The following is a 20,864-nucleotide window of genomic DNA, read 5'->3' on the forward strand; positions in this document are numbered from 1 at the left end:
TTTTTCAGAAGTGGTTTATGCGCACGCTTGAGGCGATTTTCATGCGTGAGTACAGGTTGTTTTTAACTGACATTATTGAAGCGATTGATGAGATTGAAGATTTCACTTCAGGAATGGACTTCACTGAATTTCTAAACGATAGGAAAACCCGAAAGGCAGTTGTAAAGAATATCGAAATCATTGGTGAAGCCGCTAAGAATGTGCCGGATGAGATAAAAACAAGTTATCCTGATATTCCATGGCGGGTGATTGCCGGTATGCGGGACCGCTTAGCTCATGGTTATTTCGGAATCGATTATGTGATTGTGTGGGATGTTGTTGGCAATCGTCTGATTGGTTTAAGGGATTCTATCCGGGCAATTCTGGTTGAGATAGATTGAGCAGGAAACAAACGCTGAGAAAGCACACTCCATTATAACAACGGAAAGAATAGAGCATTGTGACTACATTTCCAAAGTTGAGAAGGTTCTGTTCTATACAGGCGGGTTTTTTAACAATGCCAACCAAAGTACTAATATAAAAAGACCCTCCAAAATGTGCATCAGAGGTCTCATAAGGGAATCAATATGATCAAAAAGGATATTATTCTGGGAAGACTGGATGAGCTGTTTCCGGAGTTGAAAAGGAACTATAAGGTAAAGGAAATAGGTCTTTTTGGGTCGGTTGTGAGAAATGAGTACAAAACCGGTAGCGATATTGACTTCCTTGTTGAGTTTGAGAAAGGTGCGGATCTTTTTGATCTCTCTGCCCTTGGAATTTTTCTTGAAGACGAGTTCGGGTCAAAGGTAGATATCATCTCGAAACGTGCCGTAAGGGATGAATTGAAGAGCAGGATTTTTTCAGAAGTGGTTTATGCGCACGCTTGAGGCGATTTTCATGCGTGAGTACAGGTTGTTTTTAACTGACATTATTGAAGCGATTGATGAGATTGAAGATTTCACTTCAGGAATGGACTTCACTGAATTTCTAAACGATAGGAAAACCCGAAAGGCAGTTGTAAAGAATATCGAAATCATTGGTGAAGCCGCTAAGAATGTGCCGGATGAGATAAAAACAAGTTATCCTGATATTCCATGGCGGGTGATTGCCGGTATGCGGGACCGCTTAGCTCATGGTTATTTCGGAATCGATTATGTGATTGTGTGGGATGTTGTTGGCAATCGTCTGATTGGTTTAAGGGATTCTATCCGGACAATTCTGGTTGAGATAGATTGAGCAGCAAAAAACTTAACCCGTCCTACCGGGAGTCAAATTTTATGTGTAAAAATGTTCACATATTATATATGTCGTGTGACTTAAATAGGACATTAGTATCTGTTTCCTCATCCAGCATTTCTGGCGCTTTTTCAATTGTATAATCTTTTTATACCCGTTGTATTTGTAGTTTAATGTCGATGGCTATCACTATTGAAGGTACTGCATTTCCACTCGGCGAGATAAACAAAAATGGATGGGGAATCCCTTTTTCAGAAGCAGACAATGCCATTTCCTCTCTCAAGGGTTCTGTACTTCGAATATGTCCACGGGATGCACCCCACGAATGTGACTTTTCTGAGGATCCAAACGCAGAGATTGGCAGGGTTGTTGATGCCTGGCGTGAAGGACCAGAGATCAAAGCAAGAGCGTCAGTAACTGATTCCGTAGCTGAAAGAAAGATTCAGGACGGAACCTGGGAGAACACATGGAGTGTCTATTCTCTGGCAGATTCCATCAATGATAGTTGGGCCAGCGGAGTCCATGCCAGGTCCCTTACACTTGTCCAGACTCCTGCTTGGGAGCAGGCAACCTGGAATATAGCAGCAGCTGAGGACGGAAAGGTGGCAGTACGTAACATTCATCAATTCAAAATCATCGCATCGGGTGATCATGTGACAGATAACAAAGACAATCCTAAGGGTGGTGGAGATCCTTCACCGGATGAAAAGCTTGCTGAGCTCGAAAAGGACAAGGCGGTTAAAGAAAAGGAGATCGAGGATCTGAAAGCTACTAAAGCAGAACTTGAAACAAAGGTAGAGAATCTCGAAAAAGTGGTTGCTTCCTATGAAAAGGACAAGGCCACATCTGTTCCACTGGAACAGGTGCAGGAACTCGTGGCAAACAAAGCAGATGAGATCGCCACTGCCAAGATCACAGCTTACAAGGAAGAGCAGAGAAGAGCCAGTGCAATGGACAGTTTCACGGCTGCCAGGAAGGATCTAAACCTCGAAACAATACCTGAGAATTTTCAACATCTGACAGCATCGGATATCGAGAAGCTTGCGGAAGACCTTGGAAGTATAAAACTCGGAGCATCTGTTGAAAGTATCAGTTACCCCAGCTCAACCGGGGCCGGGACCGTTGGAAGATGGGACAGCACTAAGAAAGAATGGGTGGTGGGATAATGACATACACTGGCGTTATGAAACCTGCTAACAAGATAGTGGCAGGCGGGAGTCCACTGACCCAGGAGCTTAAGGTCGAGACTGCTACAAGCATGTACCCCGGTCGTCTGGTCAAGAGGGGTACCAACGATGATGATATGGTAATGAACACTGCAGGTGGTCCTGCATTGGGTTGGCTCGGATATGAGCAGACCAATCCAGTATTCATGCCCACGGATGTTGATACCATCTATGTTCAGGATGACATGGCAGCTGTCCTGTACGGTGGGGGTTTCCTGATAGTTGGCAGTCTTGCATCGGGCCAGAACGTGGTCAAAGGTACTCGCCTTAAAGCAGCTGCAGACGGAGAGCTTGCAGCAGGTATTGTTGGAACTGACGAGATCGTAGCAATAGCTGAAGAATCAGTTGATGCAAGCTCAGCGGCTGCAGACATTGTGGTACTGAGTCTAATATAAGGTGAAAAAATGACAAATGCACTCGCAACATTCTCAAAAGAAATTGATTCCTCTCTTGTTCCTGCCTTAAGGAACGCACTTGTTGGCAGGAAATTGGTACATGTGACCCCGGAGAAGGGGTTCGGTATCACTTCCGTTGACTGGGGAAGGATCACAGACGTTAGCGATGGATACGTATCGTACGGTTTCCGCGATGGTAACGAGGATAAGGTCGAGGTCTATCTGACCAACTCAAAGGTACCTGTATATTGGAAGGACTACACGGTTGACAGGCGAATATATGGAAGCTGGCTTAGAAGCGGGGTAGACGTTGATAGAGCATCTGCTATATCGGCTGCATACAAAGCAGCAAAGGCAGAGAATGCAGCCATCATTATGGGTATCAGCAATGATGGTACAAATTACGATCTCAAAGGCCTCTATCAGGGTGCAGGTAATGATTACTCCGTGACCAAGGATTTCGGGACCTATGGCAATGCTACCGATGCCCTGGCAGGTGTCTATGAGCTCATGGACGACGATGGCATTCCTGTTGACAGCCTTTCTTTCAACTGGATACTTGCAACCGCCCAGCGCAGACAGCTGATGGCCAGTCGCAGTACAAACGGTATCAAGGAGATGCCGGATATCCTAGAAATGCTCAATGGAGGACAAATCTTTGGAAGCAGTACTCTTACTGCAGGTACCGGACTCGTCTGTCCCACAGAGAACTTCGGAGAGCCTTATGTTGACTTCTACATGACATCCGATTTCAGAACAGAGCATGGTGTCGATTCGAAGCACCCTGATACAGGTGATCTCAACGGTCGTATCTACAGTGCCGGTATCCTGAGAATAAAACAGGATGTAGCGATTTGTAAGACGAGCTCTATCTAAGGTGAGAGGATGGTTAAGGTTAAGGTACGTGTTAACAATCTTGCAATCGATGTCGATGGAAAGGAGATGAGGTTCAGGCGAGGGGACGTGTTCGAGATCCCAGCAGAGAGAGCTGCAGGGCTGGGCAACTCTGTCCTTATTCTTGAGAACATTCCTGAGCCAGAGCAAAACCCTCCAGATACAGTAGCAGCCAGAAAACGGAAGTGAATAAGTGAGTCTGTGTACGGTAGTTGAGGTTAGAGCCATCGTGGACCCAAAACACCTCACAGACGATGATATTGCTTCCATCATTGCTCATGCCAGCAATGTCATTGTCCTGAATACCGGGGCCAGTGTAGATATTGATGACGATATTTTGAGCACAGCCTGCGTTCACCTAGCTACCTCTATGGTCCTCCAGAAGATGAAGTTCACAGGAGAGTTGGCAGCACAGATAAAACTTGGTAACGAGTCCCAATCTAACAGTATTGACATTGATATAACCAGACACGAACAGCTCGCTGAAAAGTACATGAAGAAGTTCAGGTACGCAACAACCGGATTTTCAATATTGTATGGGAGAGCAGGTGTTAAAGTGGTTAATAACGAGGAATGATGATTCACGATATTGGATTATTCCACACCTGCAATATCACATCCAGAATTCAGTCTGGCCAGGATGAGTTCGGTTCACCAATTTATACAACCACCAGTAAGGTGTCAAGCTGCCGTTTCATCCAGAACAACGGTCGAATAGTTTCACTGGATAGTGGAGAACATGTGGTCACAGAAACCTCTGTTATACTTCCACCCACCGTAACAGTTGCAGAGGGTCAAACGATCACAAGCAATGTCCCCAGTTTCTCTAACACTTACGACGTTACAGCTGTAAAGGCCATCTTCTGGCCCATGGCAAATGTAGTGCATCACTACGAATGCGAGCTCAAGGCGGTGGAATAATGGAGATCGACTCTGACACTTACGACAAGATAATTGAGACCCATACCGATGTCAAGCACGTTCGTGCCGGTATCGATAAGATGAGCTGCCAACTCGATGACCACGAGAAGAGGATTCGTGTACTTGAGAAGTGTTCCATCGAGGATCATGAAGAAAGGATCCGCATGCTGGAAGAGCGACAGAACCGGTGGCTGGGAAGGAATGCTTTCATTGGTCTGGCTGTTGTCATGGTCTTGCAGATAGCGGGAATTGTGGTTCAGATAGTGTTTCTTGGGAGCTGATCATGTTCAAAATGAATGTCATTGGTATCGATGAGTTGCAGAAGAACCTGAAAGAGCTAGGTAAGGACATTGCTGATGTCCTGGAGGAAAGTACACTTGCAGGAGCAGATGTGGTTGTAAGAGCTGCTCAGGAGAACTCCAGAAAAGGTGGTGATAATTTCCCTTACAGGATAACTGGTAATCTGTTCCGCAACCTTGCACACGTGAGCCCGGTATCAGTAGAGAAATCGAACGATAAGTGTGAGGTGATGGTAGGTTCTACCATGAACTACGCAATGCGCCTTGAGAAAGGATTCAACGATACCGATTCACTGGGACGGAGATATCATCAACCTCCAAGACCGTTTCTTCGCCCTGCACTGGATGAGAACGCGGAAGAGGTCGAGAGAGCCATTGCCCTCAAACTTGAAAAACTTATCAGGAGCTACAGATGACCTCGATCCATGGGGCTCTCAGGAACCTGCTCTTTGCAGACAATATGGTGATGAGCCTAACCAGTACCCGGATCTATCCTCTCAGATTACCACTTGAATGTCCACTGTCTGCTATCAGTATTCACAAAATAAGCAATCCAATCGACCATGTGACAGGGTTTGCAACTCCCAGATACCAGTTCTCATGCTGGTCCCATACCTATGCCCAGGTCCAGCAACTTTCAGATGCGGTCATTGACTGCTTGAACAGGTACAAGGGAGTGGTTCATGGGAATCCTATCAAGCAGATCGTATACCTGGAGTCTCACGATGCCTTGGAAGACGATTCTGGTATCTATCATGTCCCTATCGATTTCAAGATTATACATATGAGGTAATAACATGGCACAAACAACTGTACAGAACTCAAATGCCATCCGGTTTGGATCCGGAAAACTGGAGATAGGTACATCCATCGGATCGCTTGTCAATATCGGCGCCATTCGCAATGCAGTATTTAAGGAAGAATGGGAGGATGTCGAGGTCAAATCCGATAATGCAGGCATTGTAAAGGTCGGAATCAAGGAACATGTCGCATACATCGAATGCGATATGATGGAAGTGAACCTGGAGAACCTGAACACTATAAGAGGTGACTTGGATGCATATTCAACAGTTGCTGAAACTCCTGTTTCCGTGACCAGTGAAACACATACACTTGAAGGCACTGATTTTACAAGACTCGATCACAGGAACGGCGATGGGGCCGAAGTATCCGGCATTGTGGTAACTGATTCATCTGATGATCCGGCTGTCAGGAACATTGACTACGTAATAGCTGTTGATACAGAAGGATACACCTGCATTGCAAGGATCTCTGATTCAATTGTCATCTCAGATGGAGAAGGTATCAAGGTGGATTATTCCTATATTCCCATCTCTGCTGCTACTCTTACAAGCGGTGGAAAAACCTCAATCTCGAATCGTGTTGTTCGCATAACCAACACCAATGAGAACGATAAGACCTTCCGTATAACAATCTACAAGGCCACTGTCAACGAAGGTCAGAATATTGAGTTCCCTGCAGATGATGGTGATGATCCCGCAATGCCACATCTGAAAATGAAAGGAGTGCTGGATGTATCAAGGACTGCAGGAGATCAGCTTTTCGAGATATATGATGAGCAGGGGGTCTGAATATGTCTGATATCATGAAGGATTTCGATACCATCGCACCTATTAAGCGGATTGCAAGGATCGGAGGAGAAGAAGTCGATGTTTCGGTGTTCTCGACACGTGCAACCCTGAAGCTAATTGACATGACCGACTCTCCAGAGAAGATACACGATCTTGAAAACGGTAAGAACATTGAGGGGTTTGTCGAGGTGGTAGCAACTGCATGCAAGCGTTCGAATCCAAAGATAAGCACAGACTGGCTCATGGATAATGTGGACATGTTCACCCTCGTTGAATTCTCAAAGTTCGTCCTGGAGCCGATCATTCAGAAACTTGAGGAGATAAAACCTACCGAGGGTCTTGAAAAAAACTGTCAGTAACCATCGGGGATATCTTCTCCCAGATGGGGATCATGTATTCCTGGGCCACCCCAGATCATCTGCTGAATCAAATGTCGATGAACCAGGTCATGCTCTACTATGAAAAAGGGATCAAGGCAATCGAACTGCAGGCAAGGATATTCTGGGGCGTGCTTGGTGAAGCTTTGAGTGGACAGGAAAAAGTAAGTGAAACAGACAATGGTGACAAACCGGACCTGGATAGGTTCTACGAACTTTATGGAAACAGGATAAAAAGAAGGTAATCATGGCTTCTGTCGGTGAACTCATAGTCTCGATCATAGGTGATATCAGCCAGATCAAGAAAGCATTTGAGGACGTGAGCTCACAGGCTGGTCAGATGGGTAAGAAATTCCAGGAAACTGGAAAGCAGATGACCTCTGCCGGGAAAACACTCTCCACTTACGTTACTGCTCCTGTTCTGGGACTTGGGGCTGTGGCATTCCATACAGCTTCATCTTTCGATGATTCCATGAGAAAGGTCAAAGCCATCTCTGGTGCAACAGGTGATGAATTCAAACAGCTCACCGACCTTGCCAGAGAACTTGGCCGAACGACCCGTTTCTCTGCAAGTGAAGCTGCAGAAGGTATGCAGTACCTCGCAATGGCAGGTTTTTCTACAGGTGAAGCAATGGAATCTATCGACGACATGCTAAGCCTTGCTGCAGCTGGAGCCATTGATCTTGGTACTGCTGCCGATATCGCATCGAACGTTCTTACTGGTTTTAACCTGCAGGCAAGTGAGGCAGGAAGAGTTGCAGATGTCCTTGCCAAAGCATCTGCTTCCTCTAACACCGATATCACCCAGCTGGGACAGGCAATGTCCTATGTTGCTCCCCTTGCCGCTGCAATGGGAATATCCATGGAAGAAACAGCTGCCATAATCGGCAAGATGTCAGATGCAGGTGTCCAGGGAAGTCGTGCAGGTACTGCACTAAGGGGTGCAATGACAAGGCTTGCAGACCCAACAGCTGAAGTTGCCGGGGTACTTGAGCAATATCAACTAACCCTTGCAGATGTGGATCCCACCACACAGTCCTTCACAGATATCATTGAGAGACTGAGCACTGTTGGTCTGTCCACAGCAGATGCAATGGCACTCTTTGGACAGGAAGCAGGGCCAGGTATGATAGCACTTCTGTCTACCGGGTCTGGTGCTATACGTGAGCAAACAAAATTGCTCGAGAACTCCGCTGGCGCTGCTGCCAAAATGGCCGAGGAAATGGAGGGCGGACCAGGGGGTGCTATACGTGAACTGAAGTCCGCCCTCCAGGACGTGATGATAACCTTCGGAGATGTGGTTGCCGAGGGGCTCATGCCATTGGTCAGTGCATTCACTAAGTTTCTCAATCTTGTATCCGGGATTCCAAAACCAATACTCAAGGTCATTGTAGCAGTAGCTGCCATCGCTGCAGCCATTGGTCCTATAATTATCATGGCAGGCTCAGCAATTGGTGCAATTGGGACAATAACAACTTTCCTTGGTGGCGCCGGGTTGGCTGGAGCTTTAGGTAGCATTGTTGCAATAATTACAGGTCCTATAGGAATAGCAATTGCTGGTCTTGCAGTGGGTGCAATACTTATATGGAAGAGCTGGGACAAAGTATCTCCCATTGTCAGGGAAACTCTGGAGAACATCAGAACTGCAATTGAACCGTTCATTCCTCTTGTGAAAGATTTCGTATCCAATGCCATGAACAAGATCACTGATTGGTGGACAGAGAATGGAGGTACGATCACTTCTGCGATAGCTGTCATCGTATCTGCTCTCGGAACACTGGTCTCATACATTGCAGACCATGTTGTCGATAATGTAATGATCTGGTTGCCTCTGGTTCTAAAAACATTTGAGTACGTGTTTGAACAGGTGCTAAATCTGATACTGCTGTTCTCTCAAATCCTTACAGGTGACTGGGAAGGTGCATGGCAAACATTGCAGAACATTACTCAGAACAGCATGGATTTCTTGTACTCAATAATATCGAGTGCATTGGAACCTATACTGAACCTATTCGCATCTGCTGGAAGCAGTTTCTATCAATCAGGCAAAGATCTGATACAGAACTTCATCAACGGGATCAAGTCAATGGTGAACCCTCTTACATCAACCGTCTCAGATGCGTTCTCAAGCATTTCCAGATATCTCCCTCATAGTCCTGCTGAAGTCGGACCATTGTCAGAACTTCCAAACTGGGACGCATTCTTTGTATCTCCACTCAAGAAATCAGTTGGAAAGATGGATTCAATGCTGACTGCAGGTCTTGGCAGTATAGCCGGAACCTTTTCTACAAGCAATAATACAACTAACAACACATATGCAGGCGATGAGTTCGTAATTCAGAACGTCAACCTGTCCGCAGATTACCCGTTCGAGAAGTTTGTTCATGACCTAGAGAAGTACAACAGACAGAAGCGTATCCAGCGGGGGTATACCTCATAATAGTGATATTCGATGGTTCTACGGTCTCTGTCATCCGGGAAACTGAGATCTCAGTGGACGTTCCTTTCAAGGAAACTACTCTGTTGTCTGGGAAAGTACACATCCAGGCATCTGCAGAGCAGCGATTTTCCAGGACGTTTGAATGCTACACAGAAGATTTTTCCGAGATCTCTACTCTGCTGGAAAAACTAGGTTCATCAGGAACTCTTGTGATAGATTCTGATTCATACACCAGCTGCTATATCGTCCCCCCGCTCAGGTATAAAGAAGTCATCAAGGGCAGTGGGAAGTACACATACACGATCACCTTTGTGAGGCATACGGCATGATGGTAGACCTAAGCACTTACCCCCTGGAATCTCTGAAGGTTTCAAAAACTATCAGGGATGCATTCTGGCAACTGGAATCTCATCTAGTGGATGTTTCTATCCCGGATAACTATTCGTATGTACTTGTTAAACTGGAAGACCATTCTGGAGCTAACAAAACTGTATTTTATGGGATTACAGCCCCTGATGAATCCTATAAGCTGAAACTGGTTGAAGAAGCAGTTGATATCTATGCATATGACCTTCGATGGTATCTCTCCCGCCAGTTCGTGCCAGAATCACAGCTGGTATTGGCAAACACAGATGACATTATAACATATATTGAGGATCTGCTCGGCGGCAGTGACTGGGCTACCGTAACTGGAGTAGAGCCGTACAGGGTACGTAATCCTGATCCTATAATCACTAAAAAGGAATTTATTTTCAATCCTAGCACATCTAAACTTGATGCTATCACAGAGATTGCAGAGTATTACAACTGTATCTTTGAGGTAAAGTGGAGGAACGTTGGAACAGAGCAATCACCTGAATGGGTGACCAGTGCTTATTTTGTCAGGTCCAATGAGATCGATGATGAAGTTGATGGCTTGGACCTTCCATCTCCCACAATACTTGCAAAGACGGATAATGATACAATTGAGATAACAGTGGCCAACTCCTCCGATGACAAGTATAACCGGATCATTGCCATAGGATGTGATTCTTCCGGGAACTGGTACAAAGGTGTGGTTGAAAGTCCGAATGTCACAGACGGTACTGCAAGACCAAGAGAGTACATGGAGTATCTTTCTCCATATGTAGTGAGCCAGGAAACTGCAGACCAAAGAGCCTCTGAACTTTACGCTTTGTTCAATTTTCCTGTGAAGAGGATTTCTGCAAAACTCACCCAAAGGCATGATCTGCAGTTGTACCAACTTGTTAAGTTCGATGGGTGGACTGAGTATACAGATGCACTTTATACAGTAGGTATGGCCGGGATCAACTGGGTCAGAATAGTTGAGATCTCTCATGTTAAATCTGCTACAATCTCCGAAGTCAACATTGTATGCGTACCAGACCGTGACCTTAGCCAGAGCAGGCTTAAAGCATACTCTGTAACCCCAAACACTGTAGATGATACTGAATCTATTATTATGGACACTCTGGCATCACTGGCCTCTGCTGAAATTGGCACAGCAGCAGATCCATTACTTGGATCATCAATCACCACTGTTGCACTGAATAGAGGAGGCACGATCACTGCCAAGTTGCTGGGAGCAAATGAAAGCATAGTGCTGCCAGTGAACAATGAAAGGGTAATTGTTTCTGGGGGTGGTGGGGGCGGTTTCAAGAACCCGGCAGAAGAGGACCTGGACATGAACGGGTTTAAGGTGAAGACCTCTGAAACTGGCAAAGACCTAGTATTCGAAGTACCCGTAGGCCAGAAGATCGTTTTCACAAGGAGCACAGCATGACCATTGGCAAGATAACAAGCTCACAGCAGGATCTGGTCTACGTTAAAGTCAGACCGGAAACAGGTGTGGAACTGGAGACTAGGATAGGTGGGATGCAGGCAGATATTTCATCTGAAGGTACTCTAGGACAGGAGTTCACGGCGGCGCATTATTTTGGCAGGATAAAGATCGCTGTAAAGAGTACAGGTACCAGTTCACTTGTGGCAAGACTGTATGATTCGCATCAAAAACAGGTCAAGTACCATGAAACGGTGTTCAGGGAAGTAGGTCAGGATAAGGTATTGCACTGGGCGTTTGACCCGCTGCCGCCTAGTATGTACTACTGGGAACTGGAAGTATGGAGTGGAGCCTCACTGTTCAAGCTGTACGGCTATACAGGGTCCACATATGGTGGATGCTATAAGGACGGAGTACTGCTGTCTGGCACGGATCTCATGAGCAAGGTAGTCTATTGCGAAGACACGGAAGTGGAAAGGCCAGTAGCAGTAGTGGGCGATACAGTGGATTCAGGAGTAACCACAGTCAAGACAGGTTCTCCTCTGGGACAGATAATGGTGGGCGTAGTTGAAAAGAACATCTCAAGGGAGCTGGATGAGCTGAACAATGGTGGCATGATAATGACAGGCTCGTGGTTCATGGAAATGGATGATTAAAGAGCAGGAGCGATCACATGGGATTTACAAGCGGAGCAAAGACATTACCAGACCTGGTAGATGATATCGCAGATGGCCTAATAGCCAGTTCTGCGTACTGGGAAGATGGAGACACGACATGGGATACAACGGACAGGTCGGTGGGAGCAAATAATGCAAGAAGATGCCTGAAATATACTGGAGATTCTGCAGATATATGGGTGGCACTAACAGTTGTGAACATATCAAATGCATCAGTGGACTGGACAGGTGCTTACCACAGGTACGCAAAAGGCCTGAGCATAGTGTTTTCATCGAGCTGGGATTCTGTAGATCATACGTATGGAACCACAAACACCCACACTTACATACCATTTGAAAGGCGGTCTGCAAACAATGGAAGTATCTCAGCGGATCTAGGAACGCTTCAATTGACATACTATCTGTGGATAGATCCTACTGGTTTTGTAATGATGGCAAAACCAGAGCCAAGTGCCACAGAAGACCTACAAACTTCATTTATAGTAGTGCTGGAGCACATGGATATCAAAGAATACAGCGATGGACTGACGAACTTCTACTGTTACCAGTGTGAAAACTACACAGGATATACAGATGATGACAGCACAGATGTATATAGACCATACAAGATGATAAGGCCGTTTGTTTATGAAAACTATGATGGTAATGGCATTGAATTTTATAAGGATTCATGGTATGCTTTCAAGAGCACAGGAAACGGAAAAGTGTACTACATGAAGCCTCTGATATACAATGATGCTGCAGAAACAATGCCGATCTACCAGAGCAAGCTGTTCTTCATGTTCTCATCAGCAGTAGGGCTTGTAGACGGAGACGTAGTAGCAGTGGATGGAGAAACAACAAAGTATCTCTGCAAATCGCTGGACTCTCCTGACAAAACGGAAATAATCAACTATGCGATGAAATACGTGGCCTGAGGTGAGAGGATGGGATTTACAAGTGGAGCAAAGACATTACCTGACCTGATAGATGATATCGCAAACGGATTGATTGCATCATCCGTGAACTGGGTAGAAGGAGACTCGACCTGGAACATAACAGACACTACGAACAACAACGCCCGCAGGGTAGTCAGATATACTGGAGATTCGGCCGACATCTGGTTTTCACTTGAATGTGTCAACCAGACAGGTATTAGGATAAGCACTGCGGACGCAGATACATATGCAAAGGGATTGAGGATAACCATTGCAGCATCATGGGACAGCATAAACCATACATGGGGAGAGACAAATCAGCAGAGCTTTGTATATTTTGAAGGAGAGTATGCAGATTCATCGCCAAATGCTGATCTGGGTATACTTCAGCTCAGCTATTATATGTGGATAGATTCTACGGGTTTTGTGGTAATGGCAAGACCAGAATCATGGCCAGATGATGCGCGCCAGGCAAGTTTCATAGTAGTGTTGGAACACATGGCTTCAAAAGAATACAGTGATGGCCTGACAAATTTTTATTGCTATTGTAACGTAAATGCAAACTGGTGCAATGGTGGATATAGCCATGCTGACTTCAAGCTAAATAAGTACATGAGACCGTTCTCATTTATGTCTGGATACTCGGTAGATTCGGGAATGCAATGGTGGAACGGTGGAAAACACGCATTCAAGAGCAATGGTAATGGAAAGGTCTACTACACAAAACCGTTAGTTTGCAACACTGCAGATGAGAGGACTCCCATCTACCAATCTGAACTGTTTTTCCTGTTTTCCACAGACAGGGGCCTGGTAGATGGGGATGTGGTGGCAGTAGATGGCCAAACCACCAAGTATCTATGCAAGTCGATCTCATCCCCAAACTCAACAAGTTTGCTAAACTATGCAATAAAATACGTGGCATGAGGTGCACATGACCTTCGAGACAGTGGTATTTGGCAGCTACGAGGTTGGAGTGGGCTTCACTCCCGGAGACTCAATACCAGAAGGAGGGTACAGGGTGTTCATAGTGCCGACAGTCAACATGGGAGATTATGCGATGGATGTGTCGTTATCCTATGTTGATCAGTTTGGCAACCCGGCCACTACCACTGTAAGTACATCAGTGCCAGCGCACACTGTAGCTGGAACCCATGTTCAGATGGTATTGAACAACGGGGACAGTGGAGTAAGGGAGGTTACAGCAGTTACAGTAGTGGGAGGTACAACAGGAGAGACCTTTAATCTGGAAAGCTGGAACGAAGGGTTAGGGGTTGCAATAGAGATCGCTCCAAGATGCCAGATGGATATACACGAAACTGCAGGATGGACCAGCAAGGACTATGCAAGGACTTCGCTGTTGGAAGAAGAATCCAGTAACAGCTTGCAGTACACTCAGAACATAAACACAAGCAATGTAGATTATGACGGGGACAAGTTCAAGCTCCAGGTAGAGCAGATCGACATTTACCCGGAGAACTCGGCTCATGTAGATACGGACGATGGATTCCTGCCGGGAATATTCACTCTGGATAACGTGACTATGAGTATGAAACTGAATCTGGTTCCAGAGGAAGATTATAACAAAGTGGATTCAACGTACATGAACAAAGGCTTTGAGATAATTGCATCAGGCTTCACGAAAATTACCTTCGACTATGATGTGGTGCTGGATTCAGCACATTTTATTGCAGAACTGGTGGACAGCAGCGGAACAGTGAAATGGAGCAAGAACGGGACAGCTTCTGGAACAGGTCAGATAGTGACATTTGTGGATGATCACTTTGTATTTAGGGTCAGGTGTACTGCTCCAGATTCTCCAAGTGTCTGGACATCACCCGCAGATCCTTGGGACAATCACATGTATATTGCAAACGTGCAGCTGGACAGGTACAAGCCTTCCGGATACATAGAGCAGACCACGTACAAGTACAGGGAGAATATGAAGCAGCTTGAACAACTGTTCATAGGAGGCTCACTTGGAACAACTGGAACAAACATCCAGGCACAACTTGATATCGGAGACAGCCTGGCAACGACGACTGGGTGGATCGGGCCGGATGGAACCTCTGTCACGAAGTACTCATTAGCTGGAAATATGATCAATACAGGAGGGCATAACGGCTCATATTGGAGGACAAAAATATACCTTACAGGAGATGGCAGGTACACTCCGTCCTTTGACTACCTGAAGTACACGTTCCTAATTTGCCTGTATGAAAAGCTGCTGGAATGGGCACCAGTTGTGCCGAAGGCATTGGATGTGACAATTGATGGTAGGCAGTTGCCACTCAGCATCTATGGGAACATTGACAAGATAAGCAACGTAGGCCTGATACTGTCAGGAAACTTTTTTGTGACTCCTGCGAACTTACTGCTGCAGGTCACAATGCAGCATCAGTCTTCAGTGGACAATGACATAGATGTAGTGGACACGGCGAGGGCCACAGGGATGTGGTATTTCCAATTATATGATTCGACAGACTTCGTATACGGGTGCAACTACAGCAATGTAGAGTTTATGAGCAATACCTTTAAGCTCAAGGCCCAAACTATTGAGCCGAACTATGGCACGGAGATAGACAGTGACCCCGGATTTCTGTCATGTAATCCGACAATAGATGCAGGAAACAAGGAGCTGTCCATAACGTTACCAGCAGACACTACATTCAATTGCATCAACTCTGAGTATGAGAGGCATTCATTCATTTGGCAAGTATCGGGCTTTACGTCACTGGAATTTGATTACGATATAAGTATCAATTCCAGTTACTTCATACTGGAACTGGTGGACGCTGATGGTACGGTTAAATGGTCGAAGAACGGCACAGCTTCGGGTACAGGTCATGTAGTCTCGATGACCACGACAAAATGGGAGCTCAGACTTCGCTGCAAGGGGAACTATACATCGCCTGCTATCTATTCAGACTACATCAAGGTAAGCAACATCAAGATTACTCGATATTCACTCAATGGCTATATAGAGCAACCTTGGCGCATGGGCAAGAATCATGTGGACCATCTGCAGCAACTTGATTTGAACTGGACATCAGGCACAGCAGGAACTGCAGTAAAGTTACAGATGGACATAGCAGATACCTGGGATGGCACTGGGACGGGCTGGATCGGGCCGGACGGCACTTCAGGGAGCTACTACACGGGAGATATCCAGGCCATAGATGATGGAGGGTACAACGGGAACTACTACAAGTTCAAGATATACTTTGAATCAGATGGCAGGTACACTCCCACGTTTACATCAATAAAGGTAATGGAGTTTATCAAAAACTATCTCAAGCTCCTTAAATTTGGTAAAACCTGGTCAGAGGCTACAGTAGGTATAGTGATGTCAGGCTATGTCCGGGATCAGGAGAATACAATAATCTCAAACGGAGTAAAAGTAGTCCTGGAAAGCACATACACCTTTGGAAAGGATACAATGGGAGCAGTCAATCCAAACACAGGGTTTTACCAGGTATTTGTCAAGGATGCAAAATATGACAAGAGGCACCTGATCCTGCAGGTTTCAGGCAAGACCACTAATCTATCACTATCGGAGTATGGAAGTCCCGAGATATTGGATGCAACAACTGGTGATGTTCCAAACCAGGACCTACATTTCTGGAAAGCTCCACTCTGCAAGTCCGTGGCTCATGTTGATTCACTCGTCACTTATTGAAGTAGAATTGCTTTCCGATAATACTTCTTTCAATTTCCCCAGATAACCCTGCAATTCCTGAGCATCTTTTGGATCCTTTGCACCAATCTCAAGAAGCAATTGCATGCCCAATTGTTGCATATTATCGATATTTGTTGCTGCAACTGAATTAAGTGCCATTCCACAACTGCAGCAGAAGTCTGAAGTTGGACCATTCATGGTCCTGCACCTTGGACATTTGATAGGACTCAACTGTGGCTTTGCATCTTCTTCTTTAGCCAGGCCATGCATTTTCAACAGTGCATTATCCACCTGTTTCCCAGACATATGAATATATACAGATGGCATATTAGATCCGTGGACCCATCCAAGGTGTTCTTCCATCTGTGCCTGGGTCAGATATTGTGCAAGTTCTGTGCTTCGGCTATGTCTAAAAAGATGATTATGTACTCTTTTTTGGATTCCTGCCTTTTTCGCAAGTTTTCTAACGAGGTACCGGAAGGCTTGATATTGGAGTTGATTTCCATTATTTGTGGTGCCATGGCCCACCCATAAATATGCATCAGAATTATTTCTATGGGGATGAAGATCTAACCATGCAGATAAGTATGGAACACTTGAGATCAACCGCACTCTCCGCATGCCAGTTTTCCCATTAACTGTAATGACTGCACCGTACTGATCGTGTACGACATGTTTGATCTTCATGTTCCCCATTTCCGAGATTCTACATCCCGAATCATATAATACAGCCACAATTGCTCTATCACGTGGATTATCAGCTGCGCTTATAATCTTTTTAATTTCTTCTTCAGTGAGTAGTTCTTCTGGGATTTTTGTTTGATTTTTCTTGACTCGCACCGAAATCCATTCTACCATTTCGGGTTTCCCAAGCCATCTGTAGAGTCTACGTATTGCAGATTTATAATCTAGCTTTGACCAGTGACTAAGGTTGGAGCGTTCAATCTTTGCCACCACTCTTTTGATGTCAGATTCTGTAGCAGATTTTATATCTGTGTCCAGCCATTTTGCAAACATACTACAATGGCTTAAGTATTTGATCACTCGTGCCTTTGAAATACCCTCTAGAAACAATTGACTTTCAAATTCGAAAATTGTGTCTTTGCTGCTCTGGCTATAGTCAGCTTCATATATACGACGCTCTGCAGAGTCCAGATATTTGTCAAAATCATATATTCCCATTAACAACACCTATTATCTTTCCTAATACTATCTTTTTCCAAGTTGGGTGAAAGTGTTTTGGGCATTATAACCGGTCCCGTATTCCGGTTGTTGGAATGGTGGCTCTTGCGGCACTGATCGCTATCATCCCTCCTCCGACCAAGAACATGGCAGTGACAATCGATAGTGTATGTCTGAACAGTGCATCTCCGAATCCGGGAAATACTGTTATTATTGATTCGACCACAGCAAACTCCCCTTTTGCAATCGATGTAGAACTATCTGTAACTGATCCTGATGGATATCCTGTCAGGGATGCCAATGTAGTACTGCGCGGGCTCGGAGGTGTTGCGACCAGTGTCACAGACGATACCGGGTACTGTAAACTGACCACTAGTAATACTACGAGTGGAGACGAGATAAGCCTTGGAGCCAACCAGAATGAAGGAAGCATGGATCTGACGATATCTGCCGATGGTTTCTATGATTACGAGAAAACAAATGCAGTGAGGATTGTCAGGACTACGTGATCCTTTCTTGACATCTTTTTTTATAATCCCATTACTATGTGCAAACGTTCCTTTTTACCGGACTGTGGCGCAGCTACAGGCCTTCCCATCAGGATGGTGGTGCTTACCATAATAGGTATGATCGGCATGTACTTAATCCTTACAGCGGTCCTTAGCACTCCCCTGACTCCTGATACCATGTATGTTTCTGTGAATAAGAGCAGTTTCAGCATCAATAATACTTTAAGTGATTCACCTGAGCTGCTGGTACATGTCTTTGACCAGGGGGACGTACCGGTGGGAGGGGCTAATATCGTAGTCTGGGACCCTTCAAGGGAACAGGCTGCAGGCGGGATTACTGACGGCTCTGGCCGGTTTGTCTTCAAACTGACAAATATAACCCTCCCTGCGGGCAAGAGCGAGGGCTTCATAGCTGTCAGGGTCATGCAGGAAGGATACTTTGAATATTCGGATAACTTCTTTGTCAAGGTTAGAAAAGAATGAGATGTTAAGTGTCTTTTGTGCTTATGCCTTCGCACGATTGGTCAGGTAGAACTTCATAAGCAATGTAATTACAAAGATAAATGCGATTCCGAAGGAAAAGTAAGGGGAACGGATGATGTCCCACCTTCCCGCAGTGATAAGCGCACCTGTGAGAACAAGTATGAGCGCACCGATGATACCCGACATCTCCAGCGGTACCTGCATGGAGCCAATGTTGATACGGCTGCGTTTTTCTGCTTTTTCCAGGCGTTCCCGCAGTTCTGCCATCTCATTCATGAGGTCCGTTGAGAACTGCTCCGGTCCTTCCCTTGCGTCCTCCGGGATCAGATCAGCAAGTCTGGCATTGTCTTCCTGAAGCTCGTGGATGTTCCGGCCAAGTTCTGTGACCTGCTGGCGCAGGGACTGCAGCTCCAGTGTGAGTTCTCCGGAGGCAGCTGCATTACTCTTTAAGCTCTCCAGTTCCTGTGTGATCCCAACGATGCCTTCTCTGGTATCTTCAAGCTCCTTTTCCAGATCAGTATCATATGCCGACAGGTCATCCTCCGGCATGTCCCCCCTGGACAATCTTCTCTCAACGGCGCGCAGCCTCTTTTCCACACTCCTCAATTCCTGGTCCTGGGAGTGCAGCCTGCCGTTGATGTCTTCTTTGATCTTTTTTTCGTCATTCATATGGATCTGCCTGCCAACAGATTCATACTTAGTTAATATTTTATATTAAAACCCTTCGATTTTTACTCAGATGCCTGTAGCGGGAGTGAGGCCGGGGGCACAGTGCTTCTGTCTGTCAGCAATGTACGTGGAACTTCAGGAAAGAAAAGATTCAGGCTGTGGCCTGATAACCCTTTGGAAAATGGGACCGATGGAAAAGATGTTTTTCCGATGCCGATCATGAATGTTTCTGCAATGAATCCTCACCAGCAGATACCCTCGTAATCGATATCCGTGCTGAGCTTCTTCGGGTCGATCATTTTCCTGCCGTCGATAACTGTCTTGCCGGCCATGGCACCGAACTCTTTGTCCAGTTTCCCGAACTCATCCCATTCTGTCATGATCAGGCATCCTTCGGCCTCTTCGAGGGCCTCGGATGAGGTCTTACAGTAAGTGATGTCAGGGAATACCTTCTTCATGTTTTCCGCAGCCATGGGATCATATGCCGCAATGTCGGCGCCCTGGCGCAGGAGTTCGGCGATGACGGGAATGGAGCGTGATTCGCGGATGTCGTCTGTGTCGTTCTTGAAGGCCAGCCCGAGCACGGCTATTCTTCTGTTCCCGAGTTCGCCCAGCCTGTCCTGTAACAGCTCCACCATCTTCAGGGGCTGGCGGTCATTGACACCCACCACTGATTCGAGGAGATGGGGCCTGTAGCCGATGCCATTGGCCTTGCCGATTAGCGCCTTAACATCTTTGGGGAAGCACGACCCCCCAAAGCCCGCACCGCAGTTGAGGAAGCTGCGCTCTACCCGGAAGTCCGTGCCTACGGCATCCATGACCTCATAGGTGTCGATGCCGAGCTGCTTGCAGATATTGCCAATTTCGTTTGCGAAGGATATCTTGGTTGCGAGAAATGAGTTATTGACGTACTTGATCATCTCGGCGGTCCTGGGATCGGTGTGCGTGACCGGACAGTCCACCCCCCGGTAGAGTTCGGAAACCACAAAGCCCGACCTCTCATCGATGGCACCCACCACGATCTTGTCAGGGTGCATGAAGTCGTAGACCGCCTTGCCTTCTCTCAGAAACTCCGGATTCATAGCAACCCCGAAATCCCTGCCGGCCTTCTTGCCCGAATATTCCTCGACTGTAGACAGCACGACCTTCTCAGTGGTCTCAGGCACCACTGTGCTCTTGACAACGACCACATGGTAATGCTCCTTCTTAGCGATGGCCCGGCCAAGGCTCTCACTTGCAGCCTTAACAATTGAGAGGTCGATGCTCCCGTCCTCTCCTGAGGGCGTTCCCACGCAGATGAATGACGCATCGGAGTTCTGCACAGCATAATCATAGTCCGATGTAGCAATAAGCGTCTTCTGGGAATGTTTCTCCAGCAGCCCGTCCAGCCCCTCTTCCCATATGGGCGCCCTGCCGGAATTGATTAGCTTCACTTTTTCTTCATCGATATCTATACAGATGACTTCATGTCCTAATTCTGCAAAACAGGCGGCAGAGACTGAGCCTACGTAGCCGGAGCCGATAATGGATACTTTCATGGGTGTTTTCTCCTGGGTGGTTGATTGATGGGGTGGGTATATTAGGGTAATAGATACCTTCTTTTATTGAAATC

27 protein-coding genes are annotated in these 20,864 nt (G+C 46.2%); 24 read left to right on the top strand and 3 right to left on the bottom strand.

Annotated features, from left to right (window positions below; all coding sequences use genetic code 11):
* The 22 genes from CUN85_RS09780 to CUN85_RS09885 form a co-directional block, all read left to right on the top strand.
* On the top strand, positions 1 to 380 hold a 380-nt coding region (locus tag CUN85_RS09780; protein WP_328591262.1), incomplete at its 5' end, for a HepT-like ribonuclease domain-containing protein.
* 186 nt (positions 381 to 566) lie between these two features.
* Complete coding sequence (locus CUN85_RS09785; RefSeq protein WP_135390146.1) at positions 567 to 866, top strand: nucleotidyltransferase family protein; 300 nt, start codon at positions 567 to 569, stop codon at positions 864 to 866.
* Positions 853 to 1,215 (top strand): HepT-like ribonuclease domain-containing protein, encoded by a 363-nt coding sequence (locus CUN85_RS09790; protein ID WP_235856279.1) that lies wholly within the window; start codon positions 853 to 855, stop codon positions 1,213 to 1,215. The genes CUN85_RS09785 and CUN85_RS09790 overlap by 14 nt, the downstream gene beginning before the upstream one ends.
* Positions 1,216 to 1,394: 179 nt before the next feature.
* On the top strand, positions 1,395 to 2,381 hold the full coding sequence (locus CUN85_RS09795; protein ID WP_135390147.1) for a hypothetical protein: 987 nt from the start codon (positions 1,395 to 1,397) through the stop codon (positions 2,379 to 2,381).
* Entirely contained in the window at positions 2,381 to 2,836 is a 456-nt protein-coding gene (locus tag CUN85_RS09800) for a structural cement protein Gp24 (RefSeq protein ID WP_135390148.1), read from the top strand. Before CUN85_RS09795 ends, CUN85_RS09800 begins: the two co-directional genes overlap by 1 nt.
* Positions 2,837 to 2,845: 9 nt before the next feature.
* Positions 2,846 to 3,712 (top strand): encapsulin, encoded by an 867-nt coding sequence (locus CUN85_RS09805; protein ID WP_135390149.1) that lies wholly within the window; start codon positions 2,846 to 2,848, stop codon positions 3,710 to 3,712.
* Positions 3,713 to 3,721: 9 nt separating this feature from the next.
* Entirely contained in the window at positions 3,722 to 3,919 is a 198-nt protein-coding gene (locus CUN85_RS09810; protein WP_135390150.1) for a hypothetical protein, read from the top strand.
* A gap of 4 nt (positions 3,920 to 3,923) precedes the next feature.
* Positions 3,924 to 4,307: a hypothetical protein gene (locus CUN85_RS09815; protein ID WP_135390151.1), complete on the top strand. Its 384-nt coding sequence runs from the start codon at positions 3,924 to 3,926 to the stop codon at positions 4,305 to 4,307.
* Positions 4,304 to 4,651 carry a hypothetical protein gene (locus CUN85_RS09820; RefSeq protein ID WP_135390152.1) on the top strand — a complete coding sequence of 116 codons (348 nt, stop codon included), beginning with the start codon at positions 4,304 to 4,306 and terminating at the stop codon, positions 4,649 to 4,651. Before CUN85_RS09815 ends, CUN85_RS09820 begins: the two co-directional genes overlap by 4 nt.
* The gene (locus tag CUN85_RS09825) at positions 4,651 to 4,932 is read left to right on the top strand and encodes a hypothetical protein (RefSeq protein WP_135390153.1); all 282 of its coding nucleotides are present in this window, start codon (positions 4,651 to 4,653) and stop codon (positions 4,930 to 4,932) included. The genes CUN85_RS09820 and CUN85_RS09825 overlap by 1 nt, the downstream gene beginning before the upstream one ends.
* Before the next feature lie 2 nt (positions 4,933 to 4,934).
* Complete coding sequence (locus CUN85_RS09830; protein WP_135390154.1) at positions 4,935 to 5,366, top strand: HK97-gp10 family putative phage morphogenesis protein; 432 nt, start codon at positions 4,935 to 4,937, stop codon at positions 5,364 to 5,366.
* Positions 5,363 to 5,743 (top strand): hypothetical protein, encoded by a 381-nt coding sequence (locus tag CUN85_RS09835; protein ID WP_135390155.1) that lies wholly within the window; start codon positions 5,363 to 5,365, stop codon positions 5,741 to 5,743. Before CUN85_RS09830 ends, CUN85_RS09835 begins: the two co-directional genes overlap by 4 nt.
* Positions 5,744 to 5,747: 4 nt before the next feature.
* Complete coding sequence (locus CUN85_RS09840) at positions 5,748 to 6,542, top strand: hypothetical protein (RefSeq protein ID WP_135390156.1); 795 nt, start codon at positions 5,748 to 5,750, stop codon at positions 6,540 to 6,542.
* A 2-nt stretch (positions 6,543 to 6,544) separates the two neighbouring features.
* Positions 6,545 to 6,901 carry a hypothetical protein gene (locus CUN85_RS09845; protein WP_135390157.1) on the top strand — a complete coding sequence of 119 codons (357 nt, stop codon included), beginning with the start codon at positions 6,545 to 6,547 and terminating at the stop codon, positions 6,899 to 6,901.
* Positions 6,902 to 6,924: 23 nt separating this feature from the next.
* Positions 6,925 to 7,164, top strand: a complete 240-nt coding sequence (locus CUN85_RS09850; protein ID WP_135390158.1) for a hypothetical protein — start codon at positions 6,925 to 6,927, stop codon at positions 7,162 to 7,164.
* Between the two features lie 2 nt (positions 7,165 to 7,166).
* A complete protein-coding gene (locus tag CUN85_RS09855; RefSeq protein WP_135390159.1) occupies positions 7,167 to 9,359 on the top strand; it encodes a phage tail tape measure protein in 2,193 nt (730 codons plus the stop codon).
* 2 nt (positions 9,360 to 9,361) lie between these two features.
* Positions 9,362 to 9,688 (top strand): hypothetical protein, encoded by a 327-nt coding sequence (locus CUN85_RS09860; RefSeq protein WP_135390160.1) that lies wholly within the window; start codon positions 9,362 to 9,364, stop codon positions 9,686 to 9,688.
* Entirely contained in the window at positions 9,685 to 11,142 is a 1,458-nt protein-coding gene (locus CUN85_RS09865; protein ID WP_135390161.1) for a hypothetical protein, read from the top strand. The genes CUN85_RS09860 and CUN85_RS09865 overlap by 4 nt, the downstream gene beginning before the upstream one ends.
* Positions 11,139 to 11,795, top strand: a complete 657-nt coding sequence (locus CUN85_RS09870) for a hypothetical protein (RefSeq protein ID WP_135390162.1) — start codon at positions 11,139 to 11,141, stop codon at positions 11,793 to 11,795. Before CUN85_RS09865 ends, CUN85_RS09870 begins: the two co-directional genes overlap by 4 nt.
* Positions 11,796 to 11,812: 17 nt before the next feature.
* Entirely contained in the window at positions 11,813 to 12,733 is a 921-nt protein-coding gene (locus tag CUN85_RS09875) for a hypothetical protein (protein WP_135390163.1), read from the top strand.
* A gap of 9 nt (positions 12,734 to 12,742) precedes the next feature.
* A complete protein-coding gene (locus tag CUN85_RS09880; RefSeq protein ID WP_135390164.1) occupies positions 12,743 to 13,657 on the top strand; it encodes a hypothetical protein in 915 nt (304 codons plus the stop codon).
* Positions 13,658 to 13,664: 7 nt separating this feature from the next.
* Positions 13,665 to 16,409 carry a hypothetical protein gene (locus CUN85_RS09885; RefSeq protein WP_135390165.1) on the top strand — a complete coding sequence of 915 codons (2,745 nt, stop codon included), beginning with the start codon at positions 13,665 to 13,667 and terminating at the stop codon, positions 16,407 to 16,409.
* Here the strand turns inward: CUN85_RS09885 and CUN85_RS09890 are convergent.
* Complete coding sequence (locus CUN85_RS09890; RefSeq protein ID WP_135390166.1) at positions 16,392 to 17,591, bottom strand: tyrosine-type recombinase/integrase; 1,200 nt, start codon at positions 17,589 to 17,591, stop codon at positions 16,392 to 16,394. The two genes, CUN85_RS09885 and CUN85_RS09890, sit on opposite strands and share 18 nt — an antisense overlap.
* A gap of 95 nt (positions 17,592 to 17,686) precedes the next feature.
* On the opposite strand from CUN85_RS09890, the gene CUN85_RS09895 reads away from it, so the two are divergent.
* Both CUN85_RS09895 and CUN85_RS09900 read left to right on the top strand, forming a co-directional pair.
* Positions 17,687 to 18,100, top strand: coding sequence for a carboxypeptidase-like regulatory domain-containing protein (locus CUN85_RS09895; RefSeq protein ID WP_135390167.1), 414 nt, complete (start codon positions 17,687 to 17,689; stop codon positions 18,098 to 18,100).
* Positions 18,101 to 18,136: 36 nt separating this feature from the next.
* A complete protein-coding gene (locus CUN85_RS09900; RefSeq protein ID WP_135390168.1) occupies positions 18,137 to 18,583 on the top strand; it encodes an Ig-like domain-containing protein in 447 nt (148 codons plus the stop codon).
* A 21-nt stretch (positions 18,584 to 18,604) separates the two neighbouring features.
* Here the strand turns inward: CUN85_RS09900 and CUN85_RS09905 are convergent, their stop codons facing one another.
* Together CUN85_RS09905 and CUN85_RS09910 are read right to left on the bottom strand one after the other, a co-directional pair.
* A complete protein-coding gene (locus CUN85_RS09905) occupies positions 18,605 to 19,252 on the bottom strand; it encodes a hypothetical protein (RefSeq protein ID WP_135390169.1) in 648 nt (215 codons plus the stop codon).
* Positions 19,253 to 19,494: 242 nt separating this feature from the next.
* Positions 19,495 to 20,790 (bottom strand): UDP-glucose dehydrogenase family protein, encoded by a 1,296-nt coding sequence (locus tag CUN85_RS09910; RefSeq protein WP_135390170.1) that lies wholly within the window; start codon positions 20,788 to 20,790, stop codon positions 19,495 to 19,497.
* Positions 20,791 to 20,864 lie beyond the last annotated feature (74 nt).

Origin of the sequence: Methanolobus halotolerans (genome assembly GCF_004745425.1) — an archaeon.
In the GTDB taxonomy this organism is placed as follows: Archaea; Halobacteriota; Methanosarcinia; order Methanosarcinales; family Methanosarcinaceae; genus Methanolobus; species Methanolobus halotolerans.

Coding starts and splice junctions, on each gene's coding strand:
- CUN85_RS09890 (WP_135390166.1), bottom strand. CDS start 17,591: ATGGGAATATATGATTTTGACAAATATCTGGACTCTGCAGAGCGTCGT.
- CUN85_RS09855 (WP_135390159.1), top strand. CDS start 7,167: ATGGCTTCTGTCGGTGAACTCATAGTCTCGATCATAGGTGATATCAGC.
- CUN85_RS09840 (WP_135390156.1), top strand. CDS start 5,748: ATGGCACAAACAACTGTACAGAACTCAAATGCCATCCGGTTTGGATCC.
- CUN85_RS09820 (WP_135390152.1), top strand. CDS start 4,304: ATGATGATTCACGATATTGGATTATTCCACACCTGCAATATCACATCC.
- CUN85_RS09810 (WP_135390150.1), top strand. CDS start 3,722: ATGGTTAAGGTTAAGGTACGTGTTAACAATCTTGCAATCGATGTCGAT.
- CUN85_RS09880 (WP_135390164.1), top strand. CDS start 12,743: ATGGGATTTACAAGTGGAGCAAAGACATTACCTGACCTGATAGATGAT.
- CUN85_RS09830 (WP_135390154.1), top strand. CDS start 4,935: ATGTTCAAAATGAATGTCATTGGTATCGATGAGTTGCAGAAGAACCTG.
- CUN85_RS09865 (WP_135390161.1), top strand. CDS start 9,685: ATGATGGTAGACCTAAGCACTTACCCCCTGGAATCTCTGAAGGTTTCA.
- CUN85_RS09895 (WP_135390167.1), top strand. CDS start 17,687: ATGGTGGCTCTTGCGGCACTGATCGCTATCATCCCTCCTCCGACCAAG.
- CUN85_RS09790 (WP_235856279.1), top strand. CDS start 853: ATGCGCACGCTTGAGGCGATTTTCATGCGTGAGTACAGGTTGTTTTTA.
- CUN85_RS09885 (WP_135390165.1), top strand. CDS start 13,665: ATGACCTTCGAGACAGTGGTATTTGGCAGCTACGAGGTTGGAGTGGGC.
- CUN85_RS09785 (WP_135390146.1), top strand. CDS start 567: ATGATCAAAAAGGATATTATTCTGGGAAGACTGGATGAGCTGTTTCCG.
- CUN85_RS09845 (WP_135390157.1), top strand. CDS start 6,545: ATGTCTGATATCATGAAGGATTTCGATACCATCGCACCTATTAAGCGG.
- CUN85_RS09825 (WP_135390153.1), top strand. CDS start 4,651: ATGGAGATCGACTCTGACACTTACGACAAGATAATTGAGACCCATACC.
- CUN85_RS09795 (WP_135390147.1), top strand. CDS start 1,395: ATGGCTATCACTATTGAAGGTACTGCATTTCCACTCGGCGAGATAAAC.
- CUN85_RS09875 (WP_135390163.1), top strand. CDS start 11,813: ATGGGATTTACAAGCGGAGCAAAGACATTACCAGACCTGGTAGATGAT.
- CUN85_RS09900 (WP_135390168.1), top strand. CDS start 18,137: ATGTGCAAACGTTCCTTTTTACCGGACTGTGGCGCAGCTACAGGCCTT.
- CUN85_RS09905 (WP_135390169.1), bottom strand. CDS start 19,252: ATGAATGACGAAAAAAAGATCAAAGAAGACATCAACGGCAGGCTGCAC.
- CUN85_RS09850 (WP_135390158.1), top strand. CDS start 6,925: ATGGGGATCATGTATTCCTGGGCCACCCCAGATCATCTGCTGAATCAA.
- CUN85_RS09870 (WP_135390162.1), top strand. CDS start 11,139: ATGACCATTGGCAAGATAACAAGCTCACAGCAGGATCTGGTCTACGTT.
- CUN85_RS09800 (WP_135390148.1), top strand. CDS start 2,381: ATGACATACACTGGCGTTATGAAACCTGCTAACAAGATAGTGGCAGGC.
- CUN85_RS09835 (WP_135390155.1), top strand. CDS start 5,363: ATGACCTCGATCCATGGGGCTCTCAGGAACCTGCTCTTTGCAGACAAT.
- CUN85_RS09910 (WP_135390170.1), bottom strand. CDS start 20,790: ATGAAAGTATCCATTATCGGCTCCGGCTACGTAGGCTCAGTCTCTGCC.
- CUN85_RS09805 (WP_135390149.1), top strand. CDS start 2,846: ATGACAAATGCACTCGCAACATTCTCAAAAGAAATTGATTCCTCTCTT.